Consider the following 24550-nt stretch of genomic DNA (forward strand, 5'->3'; position numbering starts at 1 on the left):
GGCGCCCGTGGGCGCCGCGCCTTGCCGGGCTGCTTGCGCAGCCCATTAAACGGGGGATGGGACGGCGTAATGCACGCTGCCCTTACCGCCCCGTTTGGCCTCGTACATGGCATGGTCCGCGCGGGTCAGCAGCTCGTCCACCTGCGCAGGCAGCGGTGGGTGGGCGGCCACCCCAATGCTCACGCCCAAGGTCACCCGCACGCCATCGGTGTCGGGCAGCGCAAAGGGCGTGGCAAAGGCCTGCATCAGGCGTTCGATAAACAGCTTGAGGTCGTGCGGGCTGGGGTTGCCACGCATCAGGATGGTGAACTCATCACCCCCCAGCCGGGCCAGCGTGTCGCCCGCGCGCACCACGTGGGCCAAGCGCTGGGCCACCAGGCGCAGCACGGTGTCGCCCATGTGGTGGCCATACAGGTCATTCACCTCCTTGAAGCCATCCAGGTCCATGAACAGGATGACCACGCCCTCTGCGGCGCCGCCTTGTCCGTCCAAGCTGCCCACGGCCTCGTGCGCCCGCACCATGAAGGCGCCCCGGTTCAACAAACCCGTGAGGGAGTCGTGCTGCGCCAGATGCAGCAATCGGTCTGCAGCAGCCACGCGTTCGGTGATGTCTTCGATCTGGCACATGATGGAAACCGTCTCGCCGCGCAGATTGATGAGCGCCGAGTTGAACCACATACAGTGCTGAACGCTGCCGTCGGGCCGGACGAAAGAAGCCTCGACCCGGTTTTGGCGCTCGGCCCCTGACAGCAGGCTGTGGAGCCCCTTGCGCAGCGCACTGACCCGGGCACCATCGCCCACCAGGTTCAACAGCGATTCGCCCTGGTGAGAGGCGTGGTGCCAACCAAACCATTCCGTGGCACGACTGGAGCAATGCACCAGCCCCAGTTGGGCATCCAGCTCCACCACGGCCAGCGGGCTGTTTTCCATGTGCGAGAAAAGCTTTTGGTTGGCTGCGCGCAGGGCCTCGGTGGTGACTTTGAGTTCGTGCACCTCCAGCGCGGAATTGACCAAACCACCGACCTGCCCCTCACCATCGAGCCAGGGATGCAGGCTGATGGAGAACCAAACCTCTTGCCCTTCGGAGTTGCAAATCTGCCGCTGATAGGTGACTTCATGGCCTGCCAAGGCACGGTCGATATGGGGGCGAAACTGCGCGCGGGCGGCATCGCTGTACAGCGAGGTCAGGGTGCGGCCCAGCAGTTCTTTAGGCCGGGCGTTGAACCAGTTGGCATAGGCCTCATTGGCGTACAGAATGCTCAGGTCATTGTCGACCACGCAGATCGTCGCACCCGTATGGCGCGTGACGATCTCCAGCAAATGGGGTGCCGGCAATGACTCACCAAGGGCTGTAGAGCAGGACAAACGATCGTTCATAGAAAGCAGGTCGACACCAATTGGCTCCGATGTGAACGGGGTCCAAGCCTATCTGGGACCCTCATCCCAACGCCATGCGCTAAGCCACTGAAAACCACCAAGGGCTGAAGCCACTACGTGGCAGCACTAGGATAACCCAGGCCACCCAAAACAACACCCCGAATTACAGGGCAATCTGTCGTCTGTCACCCCCAAAGTGGAGTGGCGACCACAATGCGGCGTCACTCAGTGCCCGAATGCGCCACCCGGGCACCCAAACGGGTTCTAATGCGCCCCATCTTTGGCCCCTCATCACACACAATCCCCATGAAGCTTGCCACCTGGAACGTCAACTCCCTCTCGGTTCGCCTGCCCCAAGTGCTGGCCTGGCTGGCCGCCAACCCGGTCGATGCACTGTGCCTGCAAGAGCTGAAGCTGACCGACGACAAATTCCCCCACGCCACGTTGCAAGAGGCGGGCTACCAAGCCGTCGCTTTCGGGCAAAAAACGTACAACGGCGTGGCCATCCTCAGCCGCCAGCCGCTGCGCGATGTGGTGCGCAACATCCCGGGCTTTGCCGACGAGCAGTCCCGCGTCATTGCCGCCACGCTGGACACACCTGAAGGGCCCTTGCGATTGCTCAATGGCTATTTCGTGAATGGGCAGGAACCAGGCTCGGAAAAGTTTGCCTACAAGATGCGCTGGCTGCAGGCCCTGCACGACTGGATTGCCACAGAAATGGCTACCCACCCACGTCTTGTGCTGGTGGGCGACTTCAACGTGGCCCCGGAAGACCGCGACTCTTACGACCCTGAGGGCCTGCGCGAGACGATTCACCACACCACCGAAGAGCGCAACCACTTCAAGGCGCTACTGGCACTGGGCCTGACCGATGCGTTTCGCCTGTTTGAGCAGCCTGAAAAGAGCTTTTCGTGGTGGGACTACCGCATGCTGGGGTTCCAGAAAAACCGGGGACTGCGCATTGACCACATCCTGGTCAGCGAGGCCTTGCGCCCCACCGTGACGGCCTGCGTGGTCGACCGTGCGCCACGCAAAAACCCGCAGCCCAGCGACCACACCCCCGTGGTGGTGACGCTGGGCGAGTCACAGAGCGAATAACCGCCGCCGCAAGGCCAATGTGTAAAAGCGCCAAGGGCAGCGAGCATGGTGCGCGCTGCCCCTGGAAATCAACATATCACTATAAATTTAATAGCTGCTAGCGCTTTATTAACAGGCGCTAGAGTGCTTTTTAACCCTCATCCGGAGCATCCAGCCCCAGCTCCTGGATCTTGCGGGTGATGGTGTTGCGACCAATGCCCAGGCGTTGTGCGGCCTCCATGCGGCGGCCATGGGTGGCCGCCAAGGCCGTGCGAATGAGGCGCGACTCAAAGCGGCGGGTCAGCGCGTCCCACACATCGGGCTGGCCAGAGGCCAGCAGCTTCTGCGCATCACTCTCCAGCGAATGCTCCCAGCCAAGTGCGGCGGCAGGCGCTTGCGACGCCAGGGCCGCAGGGGCGATGGAAGCCAGGCCCGCACCCGACGCGTCATACCTGCCTGCGCCAGCGCCCACGGGGGCGGCAGCAGCCGGAGCGGCATAGGGCACCGCTGGGCTCACACCCGCAGGTTGCCCATCGGCAGGCACCGCCGCCGCAGGCGCAGCCACGGGTGCCAATGCCACAGGCACGGCCAGGGCAGGCTCGTGTGTTGGCACAGGTGCTGCGGCTGGCGCTGCAGCGGCCACCGGCACCAAGGGGGCTTCGAGCACCTCAGGGGGCAGGTCTTGCAGCGAAATCACCTGGGCGGGCGCCATCACCGTGAGCCAGTGGCAAATGTTCTCCAATTGGCGCACATTGCCAGGAAAGGCAAACTGCTCCAGGCGGGCCAAGGCCGCGTCGGCAATGCGTTTAGGCTCCACCCCCAGTTGCCGCGCGCTTTGCTGCAGGAAATGGCGGGTGAGCATGGGCACATCGGCATGGCGCTCGCGCAGTGCCGGCAAGCGCAGGCGAATCACGTTCAGGCGGTGGAACAAGTCCTCGCGAAACCCGCCCTCTTTGACGCGCTGCTCCAGGTTCTGGTGGGTTGCAGCGATCACGCGCACATGCGACTTGACGGCCGCATGGCCGCCCACGCGGTAAAACTGCCCATCCGACAGAACACGCAGCAAGCGGGTCTGCAGGTCAAAGGGCATGTCTCCGATTTCGTCGAGGAACAGCGTGCCGCCCTCGGCCTGCTCAAAGCGGCCACGCCGCTGCGTTTGCGCGCCGGTGAAGGCGCCCCGCTCATGGCCGAACAGCTCGGACTCCAGCAAATCTTTGGGGATGGCTGCGGTGTTGATGGCCACAAAGGGGCCATCTGCCACGGGCGAATGCTTGTGCAGCGCACGCGCTACCAGCTCTTTGCCCGAGCCCGATTCGCCGGTGATGAGCACCGTGACCTGGCTCTGCGAGAGGCGGCCAATGGCGCGGAACACGTCCTGCATGGCGGGCGCCTGGCCCAGCATCTCGGGCGTCTCGGCCTGGCGCTCCTCAGTCACCTCTTCGCGCTGGCTTTCTTCCACCGCACGGCGGATCAGCTCGACCGCCTTGGGCAGGTCGAAAGGCTTGGGCAGGTATTCAAACGCGCCGCGCTGGAAGGCCGAGACGGCGCTGTCGAGGTCGGAGTACGCCGTCATGATGATGACGGGCAGCCCAGGCTGCAGCTCGCGCACCTTCTCCAGCAATTGCAGGCCCGAGCCGCCAGGCATGCGGATGTCGCTGACCAGCACCTGCGGGCCTTGCCGGGCGGGGTCGCCCGCTGTCACATCGGCCAGCGCATCCAGCACTTCGCGGGGGTGGGTGAAGCTGCGCGTGGGCAGGTTCTCGCGGGCCAGCGCTTTTTCCAGGACGAAGCGGATCGACGGGTCATCATCTACTAACCAGATCGGCTTCATGTGTTTCTACCTTCCCTGTGGTTGTGTGCCTCGGACCTCAGGGGAGTGGAATCAGGATTCGGAAGTCGGTGCGACCCGCCACGCTGTCGCACTCGATCAACCCATGGTGGCGCTGCACAAACGTCTGTGCCAGCGTCAAACCCAAGCCCGACCCGCCATCGCGCCCCGACACCAGAGGGTAAAAAATCCGCTCTTTGATGGCATCGGGCACCCCCGGTCCGTTGTCGATGACATGCAATTCCAATGCCAGGCGATAACGCTGCCGGCCAAAGGTGACCTGTCGGGCCACGCGGGTGCGCAGGGTGATGACGGCATCGCCTTGCGCAATGCGCTCGGTCAGGGCCTGGGCGGCGTTCTGTACTACGTTGAGCAAGGCCTGAATCAGCTGGGCGCGGTCGCCACGAAACTCAGGGATGGAGGTGTCGTAGTCGCGCACGACTTTGAGGCCCTGCGGGTATTCCACCAACACCAGCGAGCGCACACGCTCACACACCTCGTGGATGTTCACATCACCCACCAAGTGGGGGTGGCGGTGGGGGGCCAGCAAGCGGTCGACCAGGCTTTGCAGCCGATCGGCTTCGTGGATGATGACCTGGGTGTACTCCTTGAGTTCACGGCTTTCCAGGTCCATCTCCAGCAACTGCGCTGCGCCGCGAATGCCCCCCAAGGGGTTCTTGATTTCGTGCGCCAGATTGCGAATCAGCTCTTTGTTGGCCAGCGCCTGCTCCCGCAGGCGCTCCTCGCGGTCCTGCCGGGCCTGCTGTTCCAGCGGCCACAGTTCCACCAGCATTTCGCCCAAGCGCTCTGAAGCCGCCACGTTCACATGCACAGGCACTGGGTCCTGGGTCAGGCGCCGCAGGCTAGCCTCAAAGCGCAGCGCGGCAAAGTCCTGCACCTTGGCACCCGACAGGGCCGTTTGCAGCAAGGCGGGGTCGGTGAAAAAGGCCGAGAAGTCAGCCCCCTCGAGCGTGCGGCGCGACAGCCCCAGCGTGTTTTCCAGAGCCGCATTGGCAAACTGCACCGAGCCATCGGTGCGCAACACGGCGATCAGGGTGGACAGCAGGTCCAGCGAATGAAAACGGCTGAGGCCCTGAGTGGCATCAGCCGTGTGGTTTGTTGTCACAGTGAAAATATCAGTTGGCGGGTAAACGGCTCAGTTCGCGTTTGATGCCAGCGACATCGCTCTCGCTGCGGGCGACTGCGGCCTTGAGCTCGGCAGTGCGCTCCATGTAGCGCTGTGGGTTGCGCAAATCCAGCGCATTGCGCTCTGGCGCGCCGCCGTTGTATTCCTTGACCAGTTCCGCCTGCCGAGCCTCGGCCTTGCGCAACTCGGACTCGAGGATTGCGCGTGCATCAGAGTCGCGCGCACGCTGGTCGTTGTTGCTGACGCGCGGCGCCCCTGCAGGGGATGACGATGAGGCGGAGGAAGAAGCAGAGGAGCCACCAGACGAGGCCCCGCCGCCGCCCGAAGGCCGCGAACCCTGGATGACGGTGACGTTGCCACCTTCAACCAGTTTGCAGCCACGCTCTTTGGCTTGGGTGGCATTGTTGGTGTATTCGTTGCCGCAGCGGTAGATGCGGTCTTGCGCCAGGGCGGCGACTGGCAGCGCCGCCAAGATCCACAGGGTGAGTAGCGTTTTGTTCATAGATTTTCCTCGCACAGTGCATGCAGGGTTGCCGTGGAGTATCTCCCAATCACTCCGCATCGCCAATGTAGCGATGGGCACGGCTGGCAGGGATTTGTGTAAGGATGCAACGCTTTACACGACGGCCCTGCTGGGGTGGATAAACCGCGCTCACCAATGTTCCATAAAAAAAGGCGGCCGAAGCCGCCTTTTTGGCAAGTGACAGCCGCGTTGCGGGCTATCAGAGCGAGTAGTACATGTCGTACTCGACAGGGTGCACGGCCATGCGGAAGCGGGTCACTTCGTTCATCTTCAGATCGATGTAGGCGTCGATCATGCTGTCGGTGAACACACCACCCTTGGTCAGGAATGCACGGTCCTTGTCCAGGTGCTCCAGCGCCTGGTCCAGGCTGTGGCACACGGTAGGCACCAGCTTGTCTTCTTCTGGGGGCAGATGGTACAGGTCCTTCGTAGCGGCTTCGCCGGGATGGATCTTGTTTTCCACGCCGTCCAGGCCTGCCATCAGCAGGGCTGCGAAGCCCAGGTAGGGGTTCATCAGTGGATCGGGGAAGCGGGCTTCCACGCGACGGCCCTTGGGGTTGGCCACGTAAGGGATGCGGATCGAGGCAGAACGGTTCTTGGCCGAGTAAGCCAGCTTCACCGGGGCTTCGAAGTGGGGCACCAGGCGCTTGTAGCTGTTGGTACCAGGGTTGGTGATGGCGTTCAGGGCACGGGCGTGCTTGATGATGCCGCCGATGTAGTACAGGGCATAGTCAGACAGGCCTGCATAGCCGTCGCCAGCAAACAGGTTCTTGCCATCCTTCCAGACGGACTGGTGCACGTGCATGCCGGAGCCGTTGTCACCGTGGTATGGCTTGGGCATGAACGTAGCCGTCTTGCCGTAGGCGTTGGCCACGTTGTGGATCACGTACTTTTGCAGGATGGTCCAGTCAGCGCGCTCGACCAGCGTGCTGAAACGGGTGCCGATTTCGTTCTGGCCAGCGCCCGCCACTTCGTGGTGGAACACTTCAACCGGAATGCCCAGGGATTCGAGGATCAGGGACATTTCAGCGCGCATGTCTTGCGTGCTGTCAACCGGAGGCACAGGGAAGTAGCCGCCCTTGACGGTGGGACGGTGACCACGGTTGCCACCTTCGAGCTTGGCGCCAGTGTTCCAGGGGGCTTCGTATTCGTCGATTTCGTAGAAAGTGTTGTTGGGCTCTGTGCTCCAGCGAACGCCGTCGAAGATGAAGAATTCTGGCTCGGGGCCGAAGTAAGCTGTGTCGCCCAGGCCAGAAGCCTTCAGGTAGGCTTCAGCGCGCTTGGCGATGGAGCGCGGATCGCGGTCATAGGCCTTGCCATCGCTGGGCTCGATCACGTCGCAGGTCAGGATCAGCGTGGTTTCTTCAAAGAAGGGATCGATGTTGGCCGTGCTGGGGTCAGGGATCAGCTGCATGTCGGAGGCTTCAATGCCCTTCCAGCCAGCGATCGAAGAGCCGTCAAAGGCGTGGCCCGAAATGAACTTGTCTTCGTCGAAGTGAGAGACAGGCACCGTGGTGTGCTGCTGCTTGCCACGGGTATCGGTGAAACGGAAGTCAACGAACTTGACTTCGTTTTCCTTCACCATCTTCATCACATCTGCAACGGTCTTGGCCATCAGGTTCTCCTGGGTAAAGCGCTTGTTGAAAAAATTTAACGAAATTAAGCAGGTTGCGTGCCAACTGGCCACAACCACTGCACTACCGTGGCGCAAAGCCTTGGCATCTGAAGTGCCGAGGACAAAGCAATGCACCAAAAGAAATCAAACCTCACAAAAAACCAACCCACTCACAAAGATCGCACCAATTCAGGGCCTAAATTTGCACCAATTGAGTGCAACCCCTGCAACAGACTGCTCCAACCAGCGGGCACCAGGTCTTTGGGCCCCTTCACCCCGAGCTCAATGTGGCGCCCATATTGGGGGTGGTCCACACTGGGCAGGCTGAAAACACGCAGGCCACGGTGGCTTTGCTCAATCTGCTCCATGAGCGGCGTCAGCGACGACTCCATGGCGCCAAACACAATCACCGAGCGCTCGACTTGGGGGGCTGAGTGAAAGTGGTCCTGGTAGTAGTGGTCCAACGCCCACTCCATCATGGGCCACGCCATGACGGGAAAGCCGGGTACGAAATGTACCCTGCCACCACCCTCGCCCAGACAACTGAAACCCGGAATTTTGTTGTACGGGTTAGGAATGATTTCAGCCCCTTGAGGGAAGACGCCCATGTTCAATCGATGCAGATTGTCCGCGCGCTCGGGCTCATACGCAGCGCCCTGCTCCCGCGCCACATCCTGCATTCGCTCGCGGATCAGCGCTGCGGCACCTTCGTGCAGCGCCAGCTCACGCCCCAACGCAGCCCCAGCGCATTGCCTGGTGTGATCGTCAGGCGTTGCGCCAATCCCACCGCAGGAGAAGACCACGTCACCCGAGGCAAAGGCTCGCTGCAACGTGGCCGTGAGGCGGGCGGGGTTGTCTCCCACGTAGTCAGCGTAGGACAGAGACAGGCCACGGGCTGCAAGCAACTCTATGGCCTTGGGCATGTGCTTGTCCGCACGCTTGCCGGACAGGATTTCATCGCCAACGATGATCAAACCAAAGTGAGGGGTCATGGCGCAGCTCTATGTTGCTCTGTGAGGTTGTTGGCATCAGGCGCATGGGGAGGGTCAGACGCCGAGACATCCCGAGCCAGGGAATTCCCCTCGACAGGTTGGGCCCGCAGTTCACGCTCCGCTCGTAAACGCTCCAGCGCATGAAGACAAAAATGGGCAAACCAGAGCGAGGAAAACGCAAAGACCAGGGTGTAAATCCAGATCGCTAACGGTAGCAGCACCACAAAAGCCGCGGCAAACACCACACCGGAGGCCCAAACAATGCTCGGTGCAGCCCCCAGGTATCCCGTCAATATGCCGATCCCTAGCAAACTGGGGCGGTACCGTTTAAACAGCTCCATGCGCTCTTCCTGGGTCGCATGCTCTGCCAAGGCATCGAATGCCATGACCCTGTAGCTCAGCCAGCCCCAAATCAATGGCGGCAGCACCAGCACCAGAGGTGGCACCAGCCAGAGGGGCATAGAGACCACCAAAGCCACCAGCGCCATCAGCGTGGAAGCGATGGACCACAGCAGGCCAGAGATGAAAGTCCCCCCTTGCTTACGCATCAGCTGAGGAAATCGCCTGGCAGCCACCATGTTGACCAAGGCAGGCGTCATGAGCAGTGCCACCCCCAGGAGTGACAACACAACCAAAACAGGAGACACCAGTAGCACCAGCATCAGCGGCGCCAGCCAGTCCAGCACGCTCGACACGCCCCAGGCTTCCAGCCACGTCAAAACACTGGACAAGAGGGAGGAGCCATCCAGCAATCGGGTCATTGCAGCAACGGCGCTATCCCAATAAAAGTGATGCGACACCAACGCCAAAATCGCCATCAATACCAGCGGCGCCGCAGACAGCAGCATGACGCGTGGGCGCAAACAATATGCGGCAGCACGCCAAAAGGAATCAAAAAGCAGACCCATAGCGCGAGCATAACGCGCCTGCAGAAAAGCCTTGAATACGCCTACGCGCGCCCCAACAAACGCAACACTCCGCGCCATTGCTGCGACCAGAATCCCTGCCCATAGTCACGTACCCTGCCATTGGCGTCGGGCTCGATCTGATCGCGGACTCCAGTGGGGTCACAGCGTTGTTCGAAATTAGCGGTCCCCATCAACATGTCCCACCAGGGTAAGAGCACACCAAAATTATGGCCACCCAGCACGACATGTTTTGCCGATACAACCTGCCCATCTGCACCACAGCGGGCGTCCTTCACAGTTTCATGGCCGATACCGATACTGTGATGCAAGCGGTGGAATCGCGGGCTCACCCAGAGGCGCTCACCAATCACTCCAAACCACACTCGTAGGTTGGCGTGCTGAAAGCTCTCGCTCAACTGGGCAATCGCCACGATCGCAATGAACTGGGCCGGTGCCACGCCAATGCACTGTGCAACGACCACCCAAATGACATCTCGCAATACGTCATCCAACAGGTGATTGCGGTTATCAGTCCACATGGTCATTTGCCGCTGCGAGTGATGCAGTGCGTGCAGCTTCCACCACCATTCAAAATGATGTTGACCTCGGTGAATCCAGTAGTCCACAAAATCGAATACCACCAAGTAAACGATCAAGCTGACCCAAGGAATATCTGTCCAGCCAGGCAGCAATCCGTCTAGTTGCAAAGGGCTGAAACCCGCCAGCCTCAGCACGCCAAACAGCGAATCCATCACTGGCGCCAAAAGAAAGAACATCGCGACGCGGAACAACCCAAGTCGATGGATCAAGGTGTAAAGCACATCCACGCGCACTGCGGCGCGATCCACCACCAGCTCTACAGGCCGCCATTTCTGCAAGGGCCCAATCACCAGACAAATCACTGCAATTTGAAGCGCACCAACCAGTAGCCAACCTGCCGCGTCGTAACCTGACTCAAGGATGCCCCCCAAGCCCATCGCAAACAAAAGCGGCTGCATGACGCTTTCAAAAATCCACTGCTGCGCGGCATCAAAAATACTGGCGACCCATTCCATAAAACAGCGACCTCAATTTCTTTCAACGCAAGCGACCGCAAAGAATCATCGCGACCAACAAGACCAAGCTGGGGATGTTCTCTCAAGGTCTTAAAGCAAAACCCTTTTTGCTTCAATCCCACGATCAAAGGCTCCAACACGGCGGGAGCCCAGGGCTCTTGCCGTGACCAGATTCCAAGATGGGCCATCAAAATATCGCCACTGCGTATGTCCCGCAGAGCCTGGGCAAGTAACTTAGCGTTACCGAACTTTTCGCTGGGCAGTTCATCACCCAAAAAACCTGCTTGAGCCCAGCCTACGTGGCTGTAGCCGCAGGATTTTGCGGCCCGCTCCAATGCCGGGGAGAGCTTTCCACCAGGCGCCCGGAACAGTGGCAAGGTCGCCTGCCCGGTGAGAGCTTCAAGTCGTTGTGAAGCTTGTGTGAGTTCAGAGCAATAGGCTGCGGTGTTCATCACAAAAGATTCGCCTTGGCGAGACCCTGCCGAAGGCTTGACCCTGAAGGCAGACGCGCTCACATCCGATTGCCAGTAAACGTGGTTAAAGGTGTGCGATGCAAACGCATGCCCCTCTTTTGCCCGATCACGCCACCAAGGAGCCCAATAGTCACCCAGGCTGCCATCACCTTCTTTGGTTTTCTCATTTGCCGCGAAAAAAGTGACCAGCACCTTGTGTCTCGCCAACACATCCGCGATCAATGGGGCCACGCCCATGTGGCCCGTATCAAATGTCAAATAAAGCGGCTGACGACAAGGCTCGACGGACGTTGCGAAGACTGAAGAAGCAAACAACACTCCGCAAGACAGCAAAGGCACAACCAAGGCTCGCATGTTGAGCTACTTTTTGTGCGTATCAACGCGGTGCGTGCTGCAAAGTCCAGACGCCATGGGGTGATTTGCCTACCGGAACCTGGCGGACGACTTTTTTCTCAACGGTGTCGACGACCGACAGCTTCTTCGCCCAGCGGGAACTCACATAAATATATCGACCGTCTGCAGACACATCCATGCAATCGGGGCCACCCGGCACTGGATAGCTCTCAACCACCTCCTGGCGTTGCATATCAATCTTGCTGATCGTATTGGCCACTCGGTTGCTCACATACAGATGTTTGCCGTCCCCTGTCGCGCGAAAAGCATGTGCGCCACTGCCCGTTTTGATTTTCTTGATGCTCTGAGGCTGCGAAGCAGACACGTCAAAGACCTCTACGCTGTCACTGCCGGTCAGCCCGACAAATAACTTCTTGTCATCTGAGCTGCCATACACATCGGCAGGCATAGGTCCGGTTTTGATACGCCACCTAATGGACTGGGAAGCGATGTCCATTGCAACCAGCTCGTCACTGTCCTGCATCGTGACGTAAGCCGTAGTACTTTTGCTATCAATCCAAACATGACTAGGGGTGCGCGAGGTAGCAACCCGCTTCACCAAGGTCAAATCCTTGCCATCCCATTTATAAAAATCCACGTGATTCAAACGGTTGGCAGCAGTAATCAACCACTTCATGTCTGGCGTAAAACGCAATTGGTAGGGGTCGACAATGTCGCGGACTGTCCGCTGCACTTCTGCAGTACGAGGATCGATAAACGTCAAGGTGTCACTCAAGGCGTTCGCAATGATCAGCGAACGCTCATCGGGCGTCAGATACAGGTGATGCGGTTCTTTGCCGGTAGCAATCCGCTGTGTCTCGGTCCATGTCTCCGGGTTGATCACGCTGACGTTTGCATCCAGCGAGTTCAACACAAACAATGGTGGGGACTGAACGGCGAACGCTGACACAGAGAGCAGTGTCGATGCCAAAAAGATGGGGACAAAACGGAAATAGACAGAAAAACCCACAAGCTACCTTTTGAATAAACGCACTCTAAGCATGCAAAGCACGTGCAATGTTCACAGACCTCATGAAACCAATCACGCGTGGAAGCCCAACTCTTTCAGATGGGTTGCATCCAGCCACATCCAATCGCCGGGCTTCATCGACTCAGGCAAAACAAGCGCCCCAATCTGCGAGCGGTGCAAACGCTCCACGCGGTTCCCCACTGCTGCAAGCATTCGTTTGACTTGATGGTACTTGCCTTCCAGCAAAGTGAGCTTCAAATGCGTCGAACCCACCATCTGAGCCGCTGCGGCGCGCACAGGCCCGGGATCATCATCCAAAACCACGCCACCTAACAGGCGTTGAATTTGACTTTCATCAAGAGGGTGCTTTGTTGTGACCTCGTAAACCTTAGGCACATGCTTTTTAGGCGAGGTCATCCGATGGATGAACTGCCCATCATCACTGAGCAGCAGCAAACCTGTAGTGTCCTGGTCTAGGCGCCCAACCGCTTGGACCCCCTGAATCGCATTTTTGTTGGGTCGCTGCCTTAGAGGGGCTGGTAAAAGCGTGTAAACGCTAGGGTGCATTGAGGGCTTTTGGGAACACTCTGTACCCTCGGGCTTGTACAACAGAATGTAGGCCTTCTCACACCATGGCCACTCAGCACCCTGTACACGTAACCGCAAATCCCTAGGATTGAAATCCCGGGTTGAATCGTTAATCAACTCAAAACTGTCAGAGGAAGGAACAGTGGCGACTGACACCCAGCCTTGCTGAACCAGACCTGCACACACGCGACGCGTACCAAATCCCTGAGAAAAAAGAATATCTTGTAACTGCATTGCGATTCGGACTTGCCATTTATTGCAAATTCAATACCCATAACGCAAAACCCCCCAATCCTTGTGGACTGGGGGGTATTGGGGCTATAAGAGCCTGACGATGACCTACTTTCACACGGGAACCCGCACTATCATCGGCGCAAAGTCGTTTCACTGTCCTGTTCGGGATGGGAAGGAGTGGTACCAACTTGCTATGGTCATCAGGCATAACTTGGTGCTGGGCTGTTCGTGGAACAGCCTGGCGAATTCATAGAGTTTGGAATCAGATTTTATGTGTTTTGACTGCGTCAACTTGGCATAACAATCTTTGAGCTTTTCACACAAGCATGACTGCTTGAGCGTTGGCTATCAAAGTTATAGGGTCAAGCCTCACGAGCAATTAGTATCAGTTAGCTTAACGCATTACTGCGCTTCCACACCTGACCTATCAACGTCCTGGTCTTGAACGACTCTTTAGGGGGCTCAAGGCCCCGGCAGATCTCATCTTGAAACGAGTTTCCCGCTTAGATGCTTTCAGCGGTTATCTCTTCCACACTTAGCTACTCGGCAATGCCACTGGCGTGACAACCGATACACCAGAGGTGTGTCCACTCCGGTCCTCTCGTACTAGGAGCAGGCTTCCTCAAATCTGCAGCGCCCACGGAAGATAGGGACCAAACTGTCTCACGACGTTTTAAACCCAGCTCACGTACCTCTTTAAATGGCGAACAGCCATACCCTTGGGACCGGCTACAGCCCCAGGATGAGATGAGCCGACATCGAGGTGCCAAACACCGCCGTCGATATGAACTCTTGGGCGGTATCAGCCTGTTATCCCCAGAGTACCTTTTATCCGTTGAGCGATGGCCCTTCCATACAGAACCACCGGATCACTATGTCCTGCTTTCGCATCTGCTCGACTTGTCAGTCTCGCAGTTAAGCACGCTTATGCCATTGCACTATCGTCACGATGTCCGACCGTAACTAGCGTACCTTCGAACTCCTCCGTTACGCTTTGGGAGGAGACCGCCCCAGTCAAACTGCCTACCATGCACTGTCCCCGATCCAGATAATGGACCTAGGTTAGAACCTCAAACACACCAGGGTGGTATTTCAACGTTGGCTCCATGAGAACTAGCGTCCTCACTTCAAAGCCTCCCACCTATCCTACACAGATCTGTTCAAAGTCCAATACAAAGCTACAGTAAAGGTTCATGGGGTCTTTCCGTCTTTCCGCGGGGAGATTGCATCATCACAAACATTTCAACTTCGCTGAGTCTCAGGAGGAGACAGTGTGGCCATCGTTACGCCATTCGTGCAGGTCGGAACTTACCCGACAAGGAATTTCGCTACCTTAGGACCGTTATAGTTACGGCCGCCGTTTACTGGGACTTCAATCAAGAGCTTGCACCCCATCATTTAATCTTCCAGCACCGGGCAGGCGTCACACCCTATACGTCCACTTTCGTGTTTGCAGAGTGCTGTGTTTTTATTAAACAGTCGCAGCCACCGATTTTTTGCAACCCCTTTGGGCTCCCTCTGTACGAGTTCACCTACTTGGGGCATACCTTCTCCCGAAGTTACGGTATCAATTTGCCGAGTTCCTTCTCCTGAGTTCTCTCAAGCGCCTTAGAATACTCATCTCGCGCACCAGTGTCGGTTTGCGGTACGGTCGTCAATAGCTGAAGCTTAGTGGCTTTTCCTGGAAGCAGGGTATCACTCACTTCGTCTGCAAGCAGACTCGTTATCACCCCTCATCTAAGCCCGGCGGATTTGCCTACCAGGCACGACTACAGGCTTGAACCAACATATCCAACAGTTGGCTGAGCTAACCTTCTCCGTCCCCACATCGCACTATTGATCGGTACAGGAATATTGACCTGTTTCCCATCAGCTACGCATCTCTGCCTCGCCTTAGGGGCCGACTCACTCTACGCCGATGAACGTTGCGTAGAAAACCTTGCGCTTACGGCGAGGGGGCTTTTCACCCCCTTTAACGCTACTCATGTCAGCATTCGCACTTCTGATACCTCCAGCATCCGTTACCAGACACCTTCACAGGCCTACAGAACGCTCTCCTACCACGTGCAATAAATTGCACATCCGCAGCTTCGGTAACTGGCTTAGCCCCGTTACATCTTCCGCGCAGGACGACTCGATCAGTGAGCTATTACGCTTTCTTTAAATGATGGCTGCTTCTAAGCCAACATCCTGACTGTTTTAGCCTTCCCACTTCGTTTCCCACTTAGCCAATTTTAGGGACCTTAGCTGGCGGTCTGGGTTGTTTCCCTCTTGAGTCCGGACGTTAGCACCCGGTGCTCTGTCTCCCAAGCTGTACTCGTCGGTATTCGGAGTTTGCATAGGTTTGGTAAGTCGCCATGACCCCCTAGCCTAAACAGTGCTCTACCCCCGACGGTAATACTTGAGGCACTACCTAAATAGTTTTCGGAGAGAACCAGCTATTTCCAAGTTTGTTTAGCCTTTCACCCCTATCCACAGCTCATCCCCTAGTTTTGCAACACTAGTGGGTTCGGACCTCCAGTACCTGTTACGGCACCTTCATCCTGGCCATGGATAGATCACTTGGTTTCGGGTCTACACCCAGCGACTGATTCGCCCTATTCGGACTCGATTTCTCTACGGCTTCCCTATTCGGTTAACCTTGCCACTGAATGTAAGTCGCTGACCCATTATACAAAAGGTACGCAGTCACCCTTGCGGGCTCCTACTTTTTGTAAGCATGCGGTTTCAGGATCTATTTCACTCCCCTCCCGGGGTTCTTTTCGCCTTTCCCTCACGGTACTGGTTCACTATCGGTCGATTACGAGTATTTAGCCTTGGAGGATGGTCCCCCCATATTCAGACAGGATTTCTCGTGTCCCGCCCTACTTTTCTCTAACTTAGTACCACACGTCTGTTTTCGCATACAGGGCTATCACCTGCTATGGCCGAACTTTCCATTTCGTTTTGCTAACAGTCGTGCTATCACTAGAAGGCTCTTCCGATTTCGCTCGCCACTACTTTCGGAATCTCGGTTGATGTCTTTTCCTCGAGCTACTGAGATGTTTCAGTTCACCCGGTTCGCTTCGCATACCTATGTATTCAGTATGCGATACCTCTTGCGAGGTGGGTTTCCCCATTCAGAAATCTCCGGATCAAAGCTTATTTGCCAGCTCCCCGAAGCTTATCGCAGGCTATCACGTCTTTCGTCGCCTGTAATCGCCAAGGCATCCACCACATGCTCTTAGTCACTTGACCCTATAACTTTGACATCTCTTTCAAGATATCGCCATTATTTTCAAGGACTTGCCAGGTCTTTCACCTGACGCGTTATGCCGTAATGTGAATAATTCCTCGACTCCAGGTATTTCTACCTTTCATCTGAGAACATTCGTCATTACTGAATTTCAATCAGCTTTCGCTTATTGAATATTCGTTTTGACGCAATCAAAAAATTGTCATCAGAGGCACGGTCTGCACTAAACCTTTACGAATGTGCAGTTTCCTCTGACAACTCTGATTCGACTCTATGAATTTTTAAAGAACAGCCGATTGATCAATCGATATTGATCAACAACAAAGTGGCCTTTTGCAAAGCCGCTTTGGTGTTGAAGTCCGATGCTTGTTGGTGGTGGAGGATGACGGGATCGAACCGACGACCCCCTGCTTGCAAAGCAGGTGCTCTCCCAGCTGAGCTAATCCCCCAGTTTCCTCTCACGTATCCGTCTATTGGAATATGGTGGGTCTAGTTGGGCTCGAACCAACGACCCCTGCGTTATCAACACAGTGCTCTAACCAGCTGAGCTACAGACCCATTCCGCCTTCTTGCGAATGACTTCGCAAGTCAGCAGCTTGTTCCAACAACCGATAAGTGTGGGCGTTCAATATTGAATGCAGTTTTCCAGAAAGGAGGTGATCCAGCCGCACCTTCCGATACGGCTACCTTGTTACGACTTCACCCCAGTCACGAACCCTGCCGTGGTAAGCGCCCTCCTTACGGTTAGGCTACCTACTTCTGGCAGAACCCGCTCCCATGGTGTGACGGGCGGTGTGTACAAGACCCGGGAACGTATTCACCGCGACATTCTGATCCGCGATTACTAGCGATTCCGACTTCACGCAGTCGAGTTGCAGACTGCGATCCGGACTACGACTGGCTTTATGGGATTAGCTCCCCCTCGCGGGTTGGCAACCCTCTGTACCAGCCATTGTATGACGTGTGTAGCCCCACCTATAAGGGCCATGAGGACTTGACGTCATCCCCACCTTCCTCCGGTTTGTCACCGGCAGTCCCATTAGAGTGCCCTTTCGTAGCAACTAATGGCAAGGGTTGCGCTCGTTGCGGGACTTAACCCAACATCTCACGACACGAGCTGACGACAGCCATGCAGCACCTGTGTTATGGCTCTCTTTCGAGCACTCCTCTATCTCTAAAGGATTCCATACATGTCAAAGGTGGGTAAGGTTTTTCGCGTTGCATCGAATTAAACCACATCATCCACCGCTTGTGCGGGTCCCCGTCAATTCCTTTGAGTTTCAACCTTGCGGCCGTACTCCCCAGGCGGTCAACTTCACGCGTTAGCTTCGTTACTGAGTCAGTGAAGACCCAACAACCAGTTGACATCGTTTAGGGCGTGGACTACCAGGGTATCTAATCCTGTTTGCTCCCCACGCTTTCGTGCATGAGCGTCAGTACAGGTCCAGGGGATTGCCTTCGCCATCGGTGTTCCTCCGCATATCTACGCATTTCACTGCTACACGCGGAATTCCATCCCCCTCTACCGTACTCTAGCTATACAGTCACAAATGCAGTTCCCAGGTTGAGCCCGGGGATTTCACATCTGTCTTATATAACCGCCTGCGCACGCTTTACGCCCAGTAATTCCGATTAACGCTTGCACCCTACGTATTACCGCGGCTGCTGGCACGTAGTTAGCCGGTGCTTATTCTTACGGTACCGTCATGGACCCCAGGTATTAACCAGAGTCTTTTCGTTCCGTACAAAAGCAGTTTACAACCCGAAGGCCTTCATCCTGCACGCGGCATGGCTGGATCAGGCTTTCGCCCATTGTCCAAAATTCCCCACTGCTGCCTCCCGTAGGAGTCTGGGCCGTGTCTCAGTCCCAGTGTGGCTGGTCGTCCTCTCAGACCAGCTACAGATCGTCGGCTTGGTAAGCTTTTATCCCACCAACTACCTAATCTGCCATCGGCCGCTCCGTTCGCGCAAGGCCTTGCGGTCCCCTGCTTTCATCCTTAGATCTTATGCGGTATTAGCAAAGCTTTCGCTTCGTTATCCCCCACGATCGGGCACGTTCCGATGTATTACTCACCCGTTCGCCACTCGTCAGCATCCGAAGACCTGTTACCGTTCGACTTGCATGTGTAAGGCATGCCGCCAGCGTTCAATCTGAGCCAGGATCAAACTCTACAGTTCGATCTTGATAAATTTAAAGTCTTTCGACTTAACTCATAAAAACGGAATTGAAGTGAACTTCACTTCTATTCTCATGAGCGTTTGTAGTGCTAAGCACTAGTTCCAAAGAACTTGGCACTCGCCATCAAACGCCCACGCTTATCGGCTGTATATTTTTAATGAACCGGATCACAAAGCAACCGAAGTTTTCTTTATTTTCCCGACTTAGCTGCAATCAGCTGAGCCTTGAATTCTAGCACAGGTTTTAAAGTCCTGTCAAACTTTAGGGTCTTTGCAGTTTGCAGCAATCACTCTTTTCAGAACAACCACCGCATTTAGCGCAGCCTTAGATTGTACAACAGCTTTTAACCCGCCGACAACAAAAACCTAACTTTCTGCAATCCCCTTCGCTACCTCAACAATCTAAACCGTCTCAGTAGCGAAGCCCTCGATCATAGCACTACTTTGAATCCAAAAACCTCAAAGCTTCCACTTTTCCAACAATCTATCGGGTCCCAAACTGTCGTAGCCTTCGAAAGGCTGATGTATCCAAGGGTTTGAGGGCAAGAACTCAACAGAGTAGTCCGGAGTGAAAGAAGACACCCCCTTTGTCCAAATCACAGCACTACGAAGCTCTGTGATTGGCGCATAGTTTGTTCTCAACATATCCAGCACTGCCCTGAGCGTGTGACCCGAATCGGCCAAGTCATCCACCAACAGCACTCGCCCAGCAATTTCGCCTTTGGGTGTCGTGATGAAGCGCGCGATGTCCAAATGGCCTTGAACAGTGCCGGCTTCCGCTCGGTATGAACTCGTAGACATGATCGCCAGCGGTTTCGAAAAAATTCGACTGAGAATGTCTCCCGGCCTCAAGCCACCTCGCGCCAAACAAAGAATCGTGTCAAATTCCCAGCCAGATTGATGCACCTTGAGTGCCAGTTTTTCAATCAGGCTATGGTACTCATCGTAACTTACGTATAGGTGCTTGCCATCTTCTGTCAGCATCATCTTGCTCCAAGCGTCAGTTCATTGCATAGGGGTGACGCATCAGGATCGTGTGATCACGGTCCGGACTGGTCGAAATCATCGCAATCGGGACGCCAGTAACCTCTTCTATGCGCTCCAAATAGCGCCGCGCATTCGCTGGCAACTTTGAATACTCCGTCACACCCACTGTAGAGTCCGCCCAACCGGGGACGCTTTCGTAGATAGGAAGGCAGCGGGCAATATCGTCTGCGCCCATGGGGAGCAGATCAACACGCTCACCATCAAGCTCGTAACCAATACACAGCTGCAACTCGGTCAAGCCATCCAAGACGTCTAGCTTTGTGATGCATAAACCACTTAAACCATTCACTTGGGCACTGCGCTTCAGCAGCGCAGCATCAAACCAACCGCAACGGCGGCTACGACCAGTCGTCACGCCCTTTTCTGCACCGATCGTGCTCATGTGATATCCAGGAGTTCCTGGAACCTCCCAATCCAACTCCGTGGGGAACGGACCGCCGCCGACACGCGTGCAATAAGCCTTGGTAATCCCCAAAATATAGTGAAGCATTCCCGGCCCAACCCCTGCCCCCGCAGCAGCATTGCCAGCAACACAGTTGCTAGAAGTCACATAGGGATAGGTGCCGTGATCAACATCAAGCAACGTACCCTGCGCACCTTCGAACAACAGATTGCTGCCTTGACCGTGTGCAGCATTCAACTCGCACGACACGTCCGCCATCATGGGACGCAACAACTCGGCATGCAGCATTGCTTCGGAGTAGACCGGATCGAATTGGACTTCTCCATTCTTGAGATACGGAGCAAGCGACTCTCCGAACACGAACTTGGCCGAGCCCAGATAGGTCGTTAGAACATGGTTGTGGAGGGCCAACAATTCCTTGAGCTTCACGGCAAAACGATCTGGATACTTGAGATCTTGAACACGCAAGGCACGACGGGCAATCTTGTCCTCGTATGCTGGGCCGATACCGCGACCAGTCGTTCCAATTTTTTCTACCCCACCCTGCTCACGTACTGCTTCACGGGCCACATCCAATGCAGCATGAAAAGGGAGGATCAGGGGACAGGCTTCACTCACACGCAAACGAGAGCGGACTTCAACACCTGCACGCTCAAGACCTTCAATTTCCTCAAACAATTTGGCAGCAGACACCACTACACCGTTGCCGATATAACACTTGACCCCAGGCCGCATGATGCCGCTGGGGATAAGGTGCAAAGCCGTCTTTACTCCGTTGATCACCAATGTATGACCAGCATTGTGCCCCCCTTGAAAGCGGACCACCCCTTGAGCACTCTCGGTAAGCCAATCAACGAGCTTGCCCTTGCCCTCGTCACCCCATTGGGTACCAACTACGACGACGTTACGACCTTTGGTTGCTTTCATCTCAAACCCAATTCAATTTTCAAAATCTTAGATTGCACGAACAGTCCAGAGACCGGATATTTCAACCAACTCTCGGTCAAAGTTGAATTCATCAGCATCACTCTCATGTCCGGGAAGTACGCAGACAACAGTCTCACCTTGACTGCGCAATGCGATAACCGCCTGGTTGACGGCCACACAATCCACCCAAGGAGCGCGTATTGCTGTTTGAAGAGATCTAGCAGGAACGACGCCCACAATCTGCTTGATATCCAAACTAAAGCCCGCAGCAGGTCGGTTGCGCCCAAACGCAGCACCGACCTCGTCATATCGACCACCGCGGGCCATAGCGTCAGGGGCGCCAGGAGCGAACACAGCGAAACGCACACCGCTGTAGTACGAATATCCACGCAAATCCGCTAGGTCAAAGGTAACGGTCTGATCGCTAAATGCCGAAGCCAAACGCTTCAACTCGTCAACCAAGTCAGCCACCCCGGGGAAGCTACCTAACACCCGCAGGGCCTTGTCCAAAACCGACGCATCGCCGAAAAGCCCCGGCAGGGCCATTAGCCCATCCCGGCTTGCCTTTGGAAAGGGCTGCGAAAGACGGTCAATTTCCGTCAAATCTTTGCGAGCCAATGCTCCATGCAAATCTCGCAATACAGAAGGACTTACTTGCACGCCAGCAAGCAGGCAACGAACGATACGAACATCTGCAAGATCAATCGTCATTTTGACAATGCCAGCCCGATGCAAGCACTCAACAGCCAGAGTCAGAGCCTCAACGTCAGCTTCCAGCCCGGCATGGCCATAAATTTCAGCTCCAAACTGGAGCGGCTCTCTCGTAGCATGCGGCTTATCGGGTCGCGTATGCAAAACGGGCCCGCAATAACAAAGCCGAGTTACGCCTGAGCGATTGAGCAGATGGGCGTCAATCCGTGCCACCTGTTGTGTAGTGTCAGCACGCAAGCCCATAGAACGGCCAGACAACTGATCGACCAACTTGAACGTTTGTAAACTTAATGCTTCACCCGCACCCGTTAACAAAGAATCCAAGTGCTCCAACATGGGTGGGATGACCAATTCGTACCCATAGCTGCGCGCAGTATCGAGCATGCCTCGGCGCAACTCTTCGATGTGTCGAGCCTCTGAGGGCAGAACATCGGCAACGTGATCCGGCAGGATCCAAGCAGACATGTAGAAAGAGGGATGCTGTTAAAACCGCAATTCTACCGGGTGAGCGAACAAGGACCAGCAATCCCTACCGGTTCGTGCCGATCAGCATGCAAAAACTTCAGACAGATCGGTGCCGAAGAATCATGCGATCGAGCAAACGACTAGCGACGAGCAGAGGCACTGCCAGCACCCTGCCCATCGCGAAAGACCTTGAAAAAATCTGATGTCGATGGATCCACAACAACCAAATCAGATTTCTTGCTCAAAGTCGCTTTGTAAGCCTCCAGGCTGCGATAAAAATGTGCAAACTGAGCATCGCGACCAAAAGCCTCGGCATAGACGCGAGCAGCCTCGGCATCACCTTCACCCTTGACTCTCTGAGCGTCTCGATTTGCATTTGCAATCGCAACTTCGCGCTGACGATCTGCATCGGCGCGAATTTTCTCACCTTCAGCAGCACCTGTTGAGCGCAACTCGTTGGCAACCCGCTTACGCTCCGCCTCCATCCGACGGTACACAGATTCGGTGATAGCTTCCACATAATCGACCCGTGTGATGCGGACATCAACAACATCGACACCCCAAGGCTTTGCGCCACGCACGGCACCCAATACCTCTCGCTTAACGTCTTCCATGACGGCTTCTCGCTTCAGAGAGAGGAGTTCCTTGACCGTGCGTTTATTGATTTCTTCCTGGAAAGCATTCCGAACAACGCGATTGAGTTGAGCGGCGCCTGCCTCCTCATCCAGCCCGACATTGCGGATGTATTGGGCAGGTTCCGAAATACGCCAGCGCACATACCAATCAATCACGACCCGCTGCTTTTCGGCCGTCAGCATAGGCTCCGTGTCCTTGCTGTCCAGCGTTAGAAGCCGCTTGTCAATGTATGAAACATTCTGAAAAGGCGGCGGTAACTTGAAGTTCAAGCCGGGTTCGGTGATGACCTCTTTGATTTGTCCTAGTGCGTAGACGACACCAAACTGGCGTTGATCGACCACGAAGAACATAGAACTCATCAAGGCCAGCACAACCAGAAAAGTTGTAGCAATAAATCCAATTCGATTCACAAAACTCTCCTAGCGAACTTCGCGCTCACGGCTACGACCACTGTCACGCCCCCTGACGTCAACGGGCGCCGAGTTTGAAGAGGCTTGCGGAACAACGCTCCCCGAAGCACCGGAAGCAGGCTCAACCAAAGCAGCTCCCGGAGCACTGGCAGCACTTTGCATGATTTTGTCCAAAGGCATATACAACAGGTTTGAACCTTGGCGAGACTCCACAATCACCTTAGTCACATTCCCATAAATTTGCTGCATCGCATCAAGATACATGCGATCCCGGGTGATCTGAGGCGCCTTTTGGTACTCCATCAAAACCGAGGAAAACCGCTGCGCATCACCTTGGGCCTGGGCAACGATTCTTGCCTTGTATGCAGAAGACTCTTCAGCAAGCCGAGACGCCGCCCCCACAGCTCGCGGAATAACGTCATTGGCATAGGCCTGCGCTTCATTTTTCGCGCGTTCACGCTCTTGCCCTGCCTTCAAGACATCATCGAACGAGGCTTGTACCTGCTCAGGAGGTCTAACCCCACCCTGTTGCAAATTAATGCCGACAACCTCAACACCCACCTTGTACCGATCCAGGATGGTCTGCATAAGTTGACGCACCCGAGGAGCGATTTGGTCTCGCTCCTCAGATAACGCCGTGTCCATTCGCATCTTGCCAACGACCTCACGCACAGCGGTTTCTGCAGCCTGGACTACAGCGTCAGAGGGGTTTTTGCTCTCAAACAACCAAGCTCTGGCATCGCTCAATCGGTACTGCACAGCGAACTTGATTTCGACGATGTTTTCATCCTCGGTCAACATCGCTGATTCACGAAGCCCAGTACTCTTGACAATCGAATCCCTGCCAACATCCGCAGAGCGAATTTGGGTCACGAACACCAACTCGTGGCGCTCGATTGGATAGGGCAATCGCCAGTTGAAACCAGCCCCTACAGTTGATTTGTACTTTCCAAACTGGGTGATGACGGCCTGCTGACCTTCTTTGACGATAAAAAAGCCCGAGGCCATCCACACCGCCAAAGCAATCCCCCCAATCAGGGCGATGCCAACACCCGCATTGCGCATGTCAGGCTGCCCACCTTTAGGAGCCCCGCCACCTGAGCCCCCACCAAACAGACCGCTCAGCTTGCGGTTGAGATCTCGCCAGAGTTCATCCAGATCGGAGGACTGCCCGCCGCCTGCCGCCTGGCCACGGTCTCTTGGACTAGGAGTCTTGTCCCCGGGTTGGCGACCTTCATCGGGCTTATCTTCGCTCCGCCCCCATCTAGGGTCATTCAGATTGAAAACCCCTAGTGCCAACCTCTGCAATGCAGCTAAGCGCGAATCGCGATTTTGAAAATTCATGCGCAAAATCTCTT

The 24550-nt window shown here is 55.9% G+C and carries 16 protein-coding genes, 2 tRNA genes, 3 rRNA genes and 1 pseudogene; 1 reads left to right on the forward strand and 21 read right to left on the reverse strand.

The genetic code is table 11. The features are described 5' to 3' along the window. Positions 1-45: 45 nt before the first annotated feature. Positions 46-1377, reverse strand: coding sequence for a diguanylate cyclase domain-containing protein (locus CLU86_RS11760; RefSeq protein WP_099741729.1), 1332 nt, complete (start codon positions 1375-1377; stop codon positions 46-48). 306 nt (positions 1378-1683) lie between these two features. Here CLU86_RS11760 and xth point away from each other — a divergent pair, with 306 nt between their 5' ends. Next, complete coding sequence (gene xth, locus CLU86_RS11765) at positions 1684-2475, forward strand: exodeoxyribonuclease III (RefSeq protein WP_099741730.1); 792 nt, start codon at positions 1684-1686, stop codon at positions 2473-2475. A gap of 130 nt (positions 2476-2605) precedes the next feature. On the opposite strand, the gene ntrC is transcribed toward xth, so the two are convergent. From ntrC to hflK, 20 genes and pseudogenes are all read right to left on the reverse strand, one after another. Continuing rightward, a complete protein-coding gene (gene ntrC, locus CLU86_RS11770) occupies positions 2606-4285 on the reverse strand; it encodes a nitrogen regulation protein NR(I) (RefSeq protein ID WP_099741731.1) in 1680 nt (559 codons plus the stop codon). Between the two features lie 37 nt (positions 4286-4322). Next, on the reverse strand, positions 4323-5345 hold the full coding sequence (gene glnL / locus CLU86_RS11775) for a nitrogen regulation protein NR(II) (RefSeq protein WP_099658735.1): 1023 nt from the start codon (positions 5343-5345) through the stop codon (positions 4323-4325). Between the two features lie 73 nt (positions 5346-5418). Beyond that, positions 5419-5931, reverse strand: a complete 513-nt coding sequence (locus CLU86_RS11780) for a hypothetical protein (protein WP_099656248.1) — start codon at positions 5929-5931, stop codon at positions 5419-5421. A 220-nt stretch (positions 5932-6151) separates the two neighbouring features. After that, a complete protein-coding gene (gene glnA, locus CLU86_RS11785) occupies positions 6152-7567 on the reverse strand; it encodes a type I glutamate--ammonia ligase (protein ID WP_099656249.1) in 1416 nt (471 codons plus the stop codon). Between the two features lie 170 nt (positions 7568-7737). Beyond that, complete coding sequence (locus CLU86_RS11790) at positions 7738-8559, reverse strand: molybdopterin-binding protein (protein ID WP_099741732.1); 822 nt, start codon at positions 8557-8559, stop codon at positions 7738-7740. Further along, a complete protein-coding gene (locus CLU86_RS11795) occupies positions 8556-9467 on the reverse strand; it encodes an EI24 domain-containing protein (RefSeq protein WP_099656251.1) in 912 nt (303 codons plus the stop codon). Before CLU86_RS11795 ends, CLU86_RS11790 begins: the two co-directional genes overlap by 4 nt. Before the next feature lie 41 nt (positions 9468-9508). Further along, the gene (locus tag CLU86_RS11800; RefSeq protein ID WP_099741733.1) at positions 9509-10522 is read right to left on the reverse strand and encodes a sterol desaturase family protein; all 1014 of its coding nucleotides are present in this window, start codon (positions 10520-10522) and stop codon (positions 9509-9511) included. A gap of 71 nt (positions 10523-10593) precedes the next feature. After that, positions 10594-11349, reverse strand: a pseudogene (locus CLU86_RS11805) (polysaccharide deacetylase family protein); the annotation flags it as partial. A gap of 22 nt (positions 11350-11371) precedes the next feature. Continuing rightward, positions 11372-12325: a YncE family protein gene (locus CLU86_RS11810; protein ID WP_099743525.1), complete on the reverse strand. Its 954-nt coding sequence runs from the start codon at positions 12323-12325 to the stop codon at positions 11372-11374. 105 nt (positions 12326-12430) lie between these two features. Continuing rightward, positions 12431-13180, reverse strand: coding sequence for a 16S rRNA pseudouridine(516) synthase (locus tag CLU86_RS11815; protein ID WP_099741734.1), 750 nt, complete (start codon positions 13178-13180; stop codon positions 12431-12433). A gap of 92 nt (positions 13181-13272) precedes the next feature. Beyond that, positions 13273-13385 (reverse strand): 5S ribosomal RNA (gene rrf / locus CLU86_RS11820). A 153-nt stretch (positions 13386-13538) separates the two neighbouring features. After that, positions 13539-16417 (reverse strand): 23S ribosomal RNA (locus CLU86_RS11825). 371 nt (positions 16418-16788) lie between these two features. Further along, positions 16789-16864, reverse strand: a tRNA-Ala gene (locus CLU86_RS11830). A 32-nt stretch (positions 16865-16896) separates the two neighbouring features. After that, positions 16897-16973: transfer RNA gene (locus CLU86_RS11835), tRNA-Ile, on the reverse strand. Positions 16974-17064: 91 nt separating this feature from the next. Next, positions 17065-18593 (reverse strand): 16S ribosomal RNA (locus tag CLU86_RS11840). The 16S, 23S and 5S rRNA genes sit together here with 2 tRNA genes alongside, the layout of an rRNA operon. A gap of 459 nt (positions 18594-19052) precedes the next feature. Next, complete coding sequence (locus CLU86_RS11845) at positions 19053-19577, reverse strand: phosphoribosyltransferase (RefSeq protein WP_099658737.1); 525 nt, start codon at positions 19575-19577, stop codon at positions 19053-19055. A 16-nt stretch (positions 19578-19593) separates the two neighbouring features. Beyond that, the gene (locus CLU86_RS11850) at positions 19594-20970 is read right to left on the reverse strand and encodes an adenylosuccinate synthase (RefSeq protein ID WP_099741735.1); all 1377 of its coding nucleotides are present in this window, start codon (positions 20968-20970) and stop codon (positions 19594-19596) included. A 27-nt stretch (positions 20971-20997) separates the two neighbouring features. Next, positions 20998-22146 carry an ATP phosphoribosyltransferase regulatory subunit gene (locus tag CLU86_RS11855; RefSeq protein WP_099741736.1) on the reverse strand — a complete coding sequence of 383 codons (1149 nt, stop codon included), beginning with the start codon at positions 22144-22146 and terminating at the stop codon, positions 20998-21000. Between the two features lie 140 nt (positions 22147-22286). Continuing rightward, entirely contained in the window at positions 22287-23192 is a 906-nt protein-coding gene (hflC, locus tag CLU86_RS11860; protein WP_099741737.1) for a protease modulator HflC, read from the reverse strand. A 9-nt stretch (positions 23193-23201) separates the two neighbouring features. Next, positions 23202-24536, reverse strand: a complete 1335-nt coding sequence (gene hflK, locus CLU86_RS11865) for an FtsH protease activity modulator HflK (RefSeq protein ID WP_099743526.1) — start codon at positions 24534-24536, stop codon at positions 23202-23204. Positions 24537-24550: the final 14 nt, after the last annotated feature.

The organism is Acidovorax sp. 62 (assembly GCF_002754495.1).
GTDB lineage: Bacteria > Pseudomonadota > Gammaproteobacteria > Burkholderiales > Burkholderiaceae_C > Acidovorax.

Bases quoted from the DNA above. Each gene is read 5' to 3' on its own strand.
- CLU86_RS11760 (WP_099741729.1), bottom strand. From the start codon at position 1,377: ATGAACGATCGTTTGTCCTGCTCTACAGCCCTTGGTGAGTCATTGCCG.
- xth (WP_099741730.1), top strand. From the start codon at position 1,684: ATGAAGCTTGCCACCTGGAACGTCAACTCCCTCTCGGTTCGCCTGCCC.
- ntrC (WP_099741731.1), bottom strand. From the start codon at position 4,285: ATGAAGCCGATCTGGTTAGTAGATGATGACCCGTCGATCCGCTTCGTC.
- CLU86_RS11780 (WP_099656248.1), bottom strand. From the start codon at position 5,931: ATGAACAAAACGCTACTCACCCTGTGGATCTTGGCGGCGCTGCCAGTC.
- glnA (WP_099656249.1), bottom strand. From the start codon at position 7,567: ATGGCCAAGACCGTTGCAGATGTGATGAAGATGGTGAAGGAAAACGAA.
- CLU86_RS11790 (WP_099741732.1), bottom strand. From the start codon at position 8,559: ATGACCCCTCACTTTGGTTTGATCATCGTTGGCGATGAAATCCTGTCC.
- CLU86_RS11795 (WP_099656251.1), bottom strand. From the start codon at position 9,467: ATGGGTCTGCTTTTTGATTCCTTTTGGCGTGCTGCCGCATATTGTTTG.
- CLU86_RS11800 (WP_099741733.1), bottom strand. From the start codon at position 10,522: ATGGAATGGGTCGCCAGTATTTTTGATGCCGCGCAGCAGTGGATTTTT.
- CLU86_RS11815 (WP_099741734.1), bottom strand. From the start codon at position 13,180: ATGCAGTTACAAGATATTCTTTTTTCTCAGGGATTTGGTACGCGTCGC.
- CLU86_RS11845 (WP_099658737.1), bottom strand. From the start codon at position 19,577: ATGCTGACAGAAGATGGCAAGCACCTATACGTAAGTTACGATGAGTAC.
- CLU86_RS11850 (WP_099741735.1), bottom strand. From the start codon at position 20,970: ATGAAAGCAACCAAAGGTCGTAACGTCGTCGTAGTTGGTACCCAATGG.
- CLU86_RS11855 (WP_099741736.1), bottom strand. From the start codon at position 22,146: ATGTCTGCTTGGATCCTGCCGGATCACGTTGCCGATGTTCTGCCCTCA.
- hflK (WP_099743526.1), bottom strand. From the start codon at position 24,536: ATGAATTTTCAAAATCGCGATTCGCGCTTAGCTGCATTGCAGAGGTTG.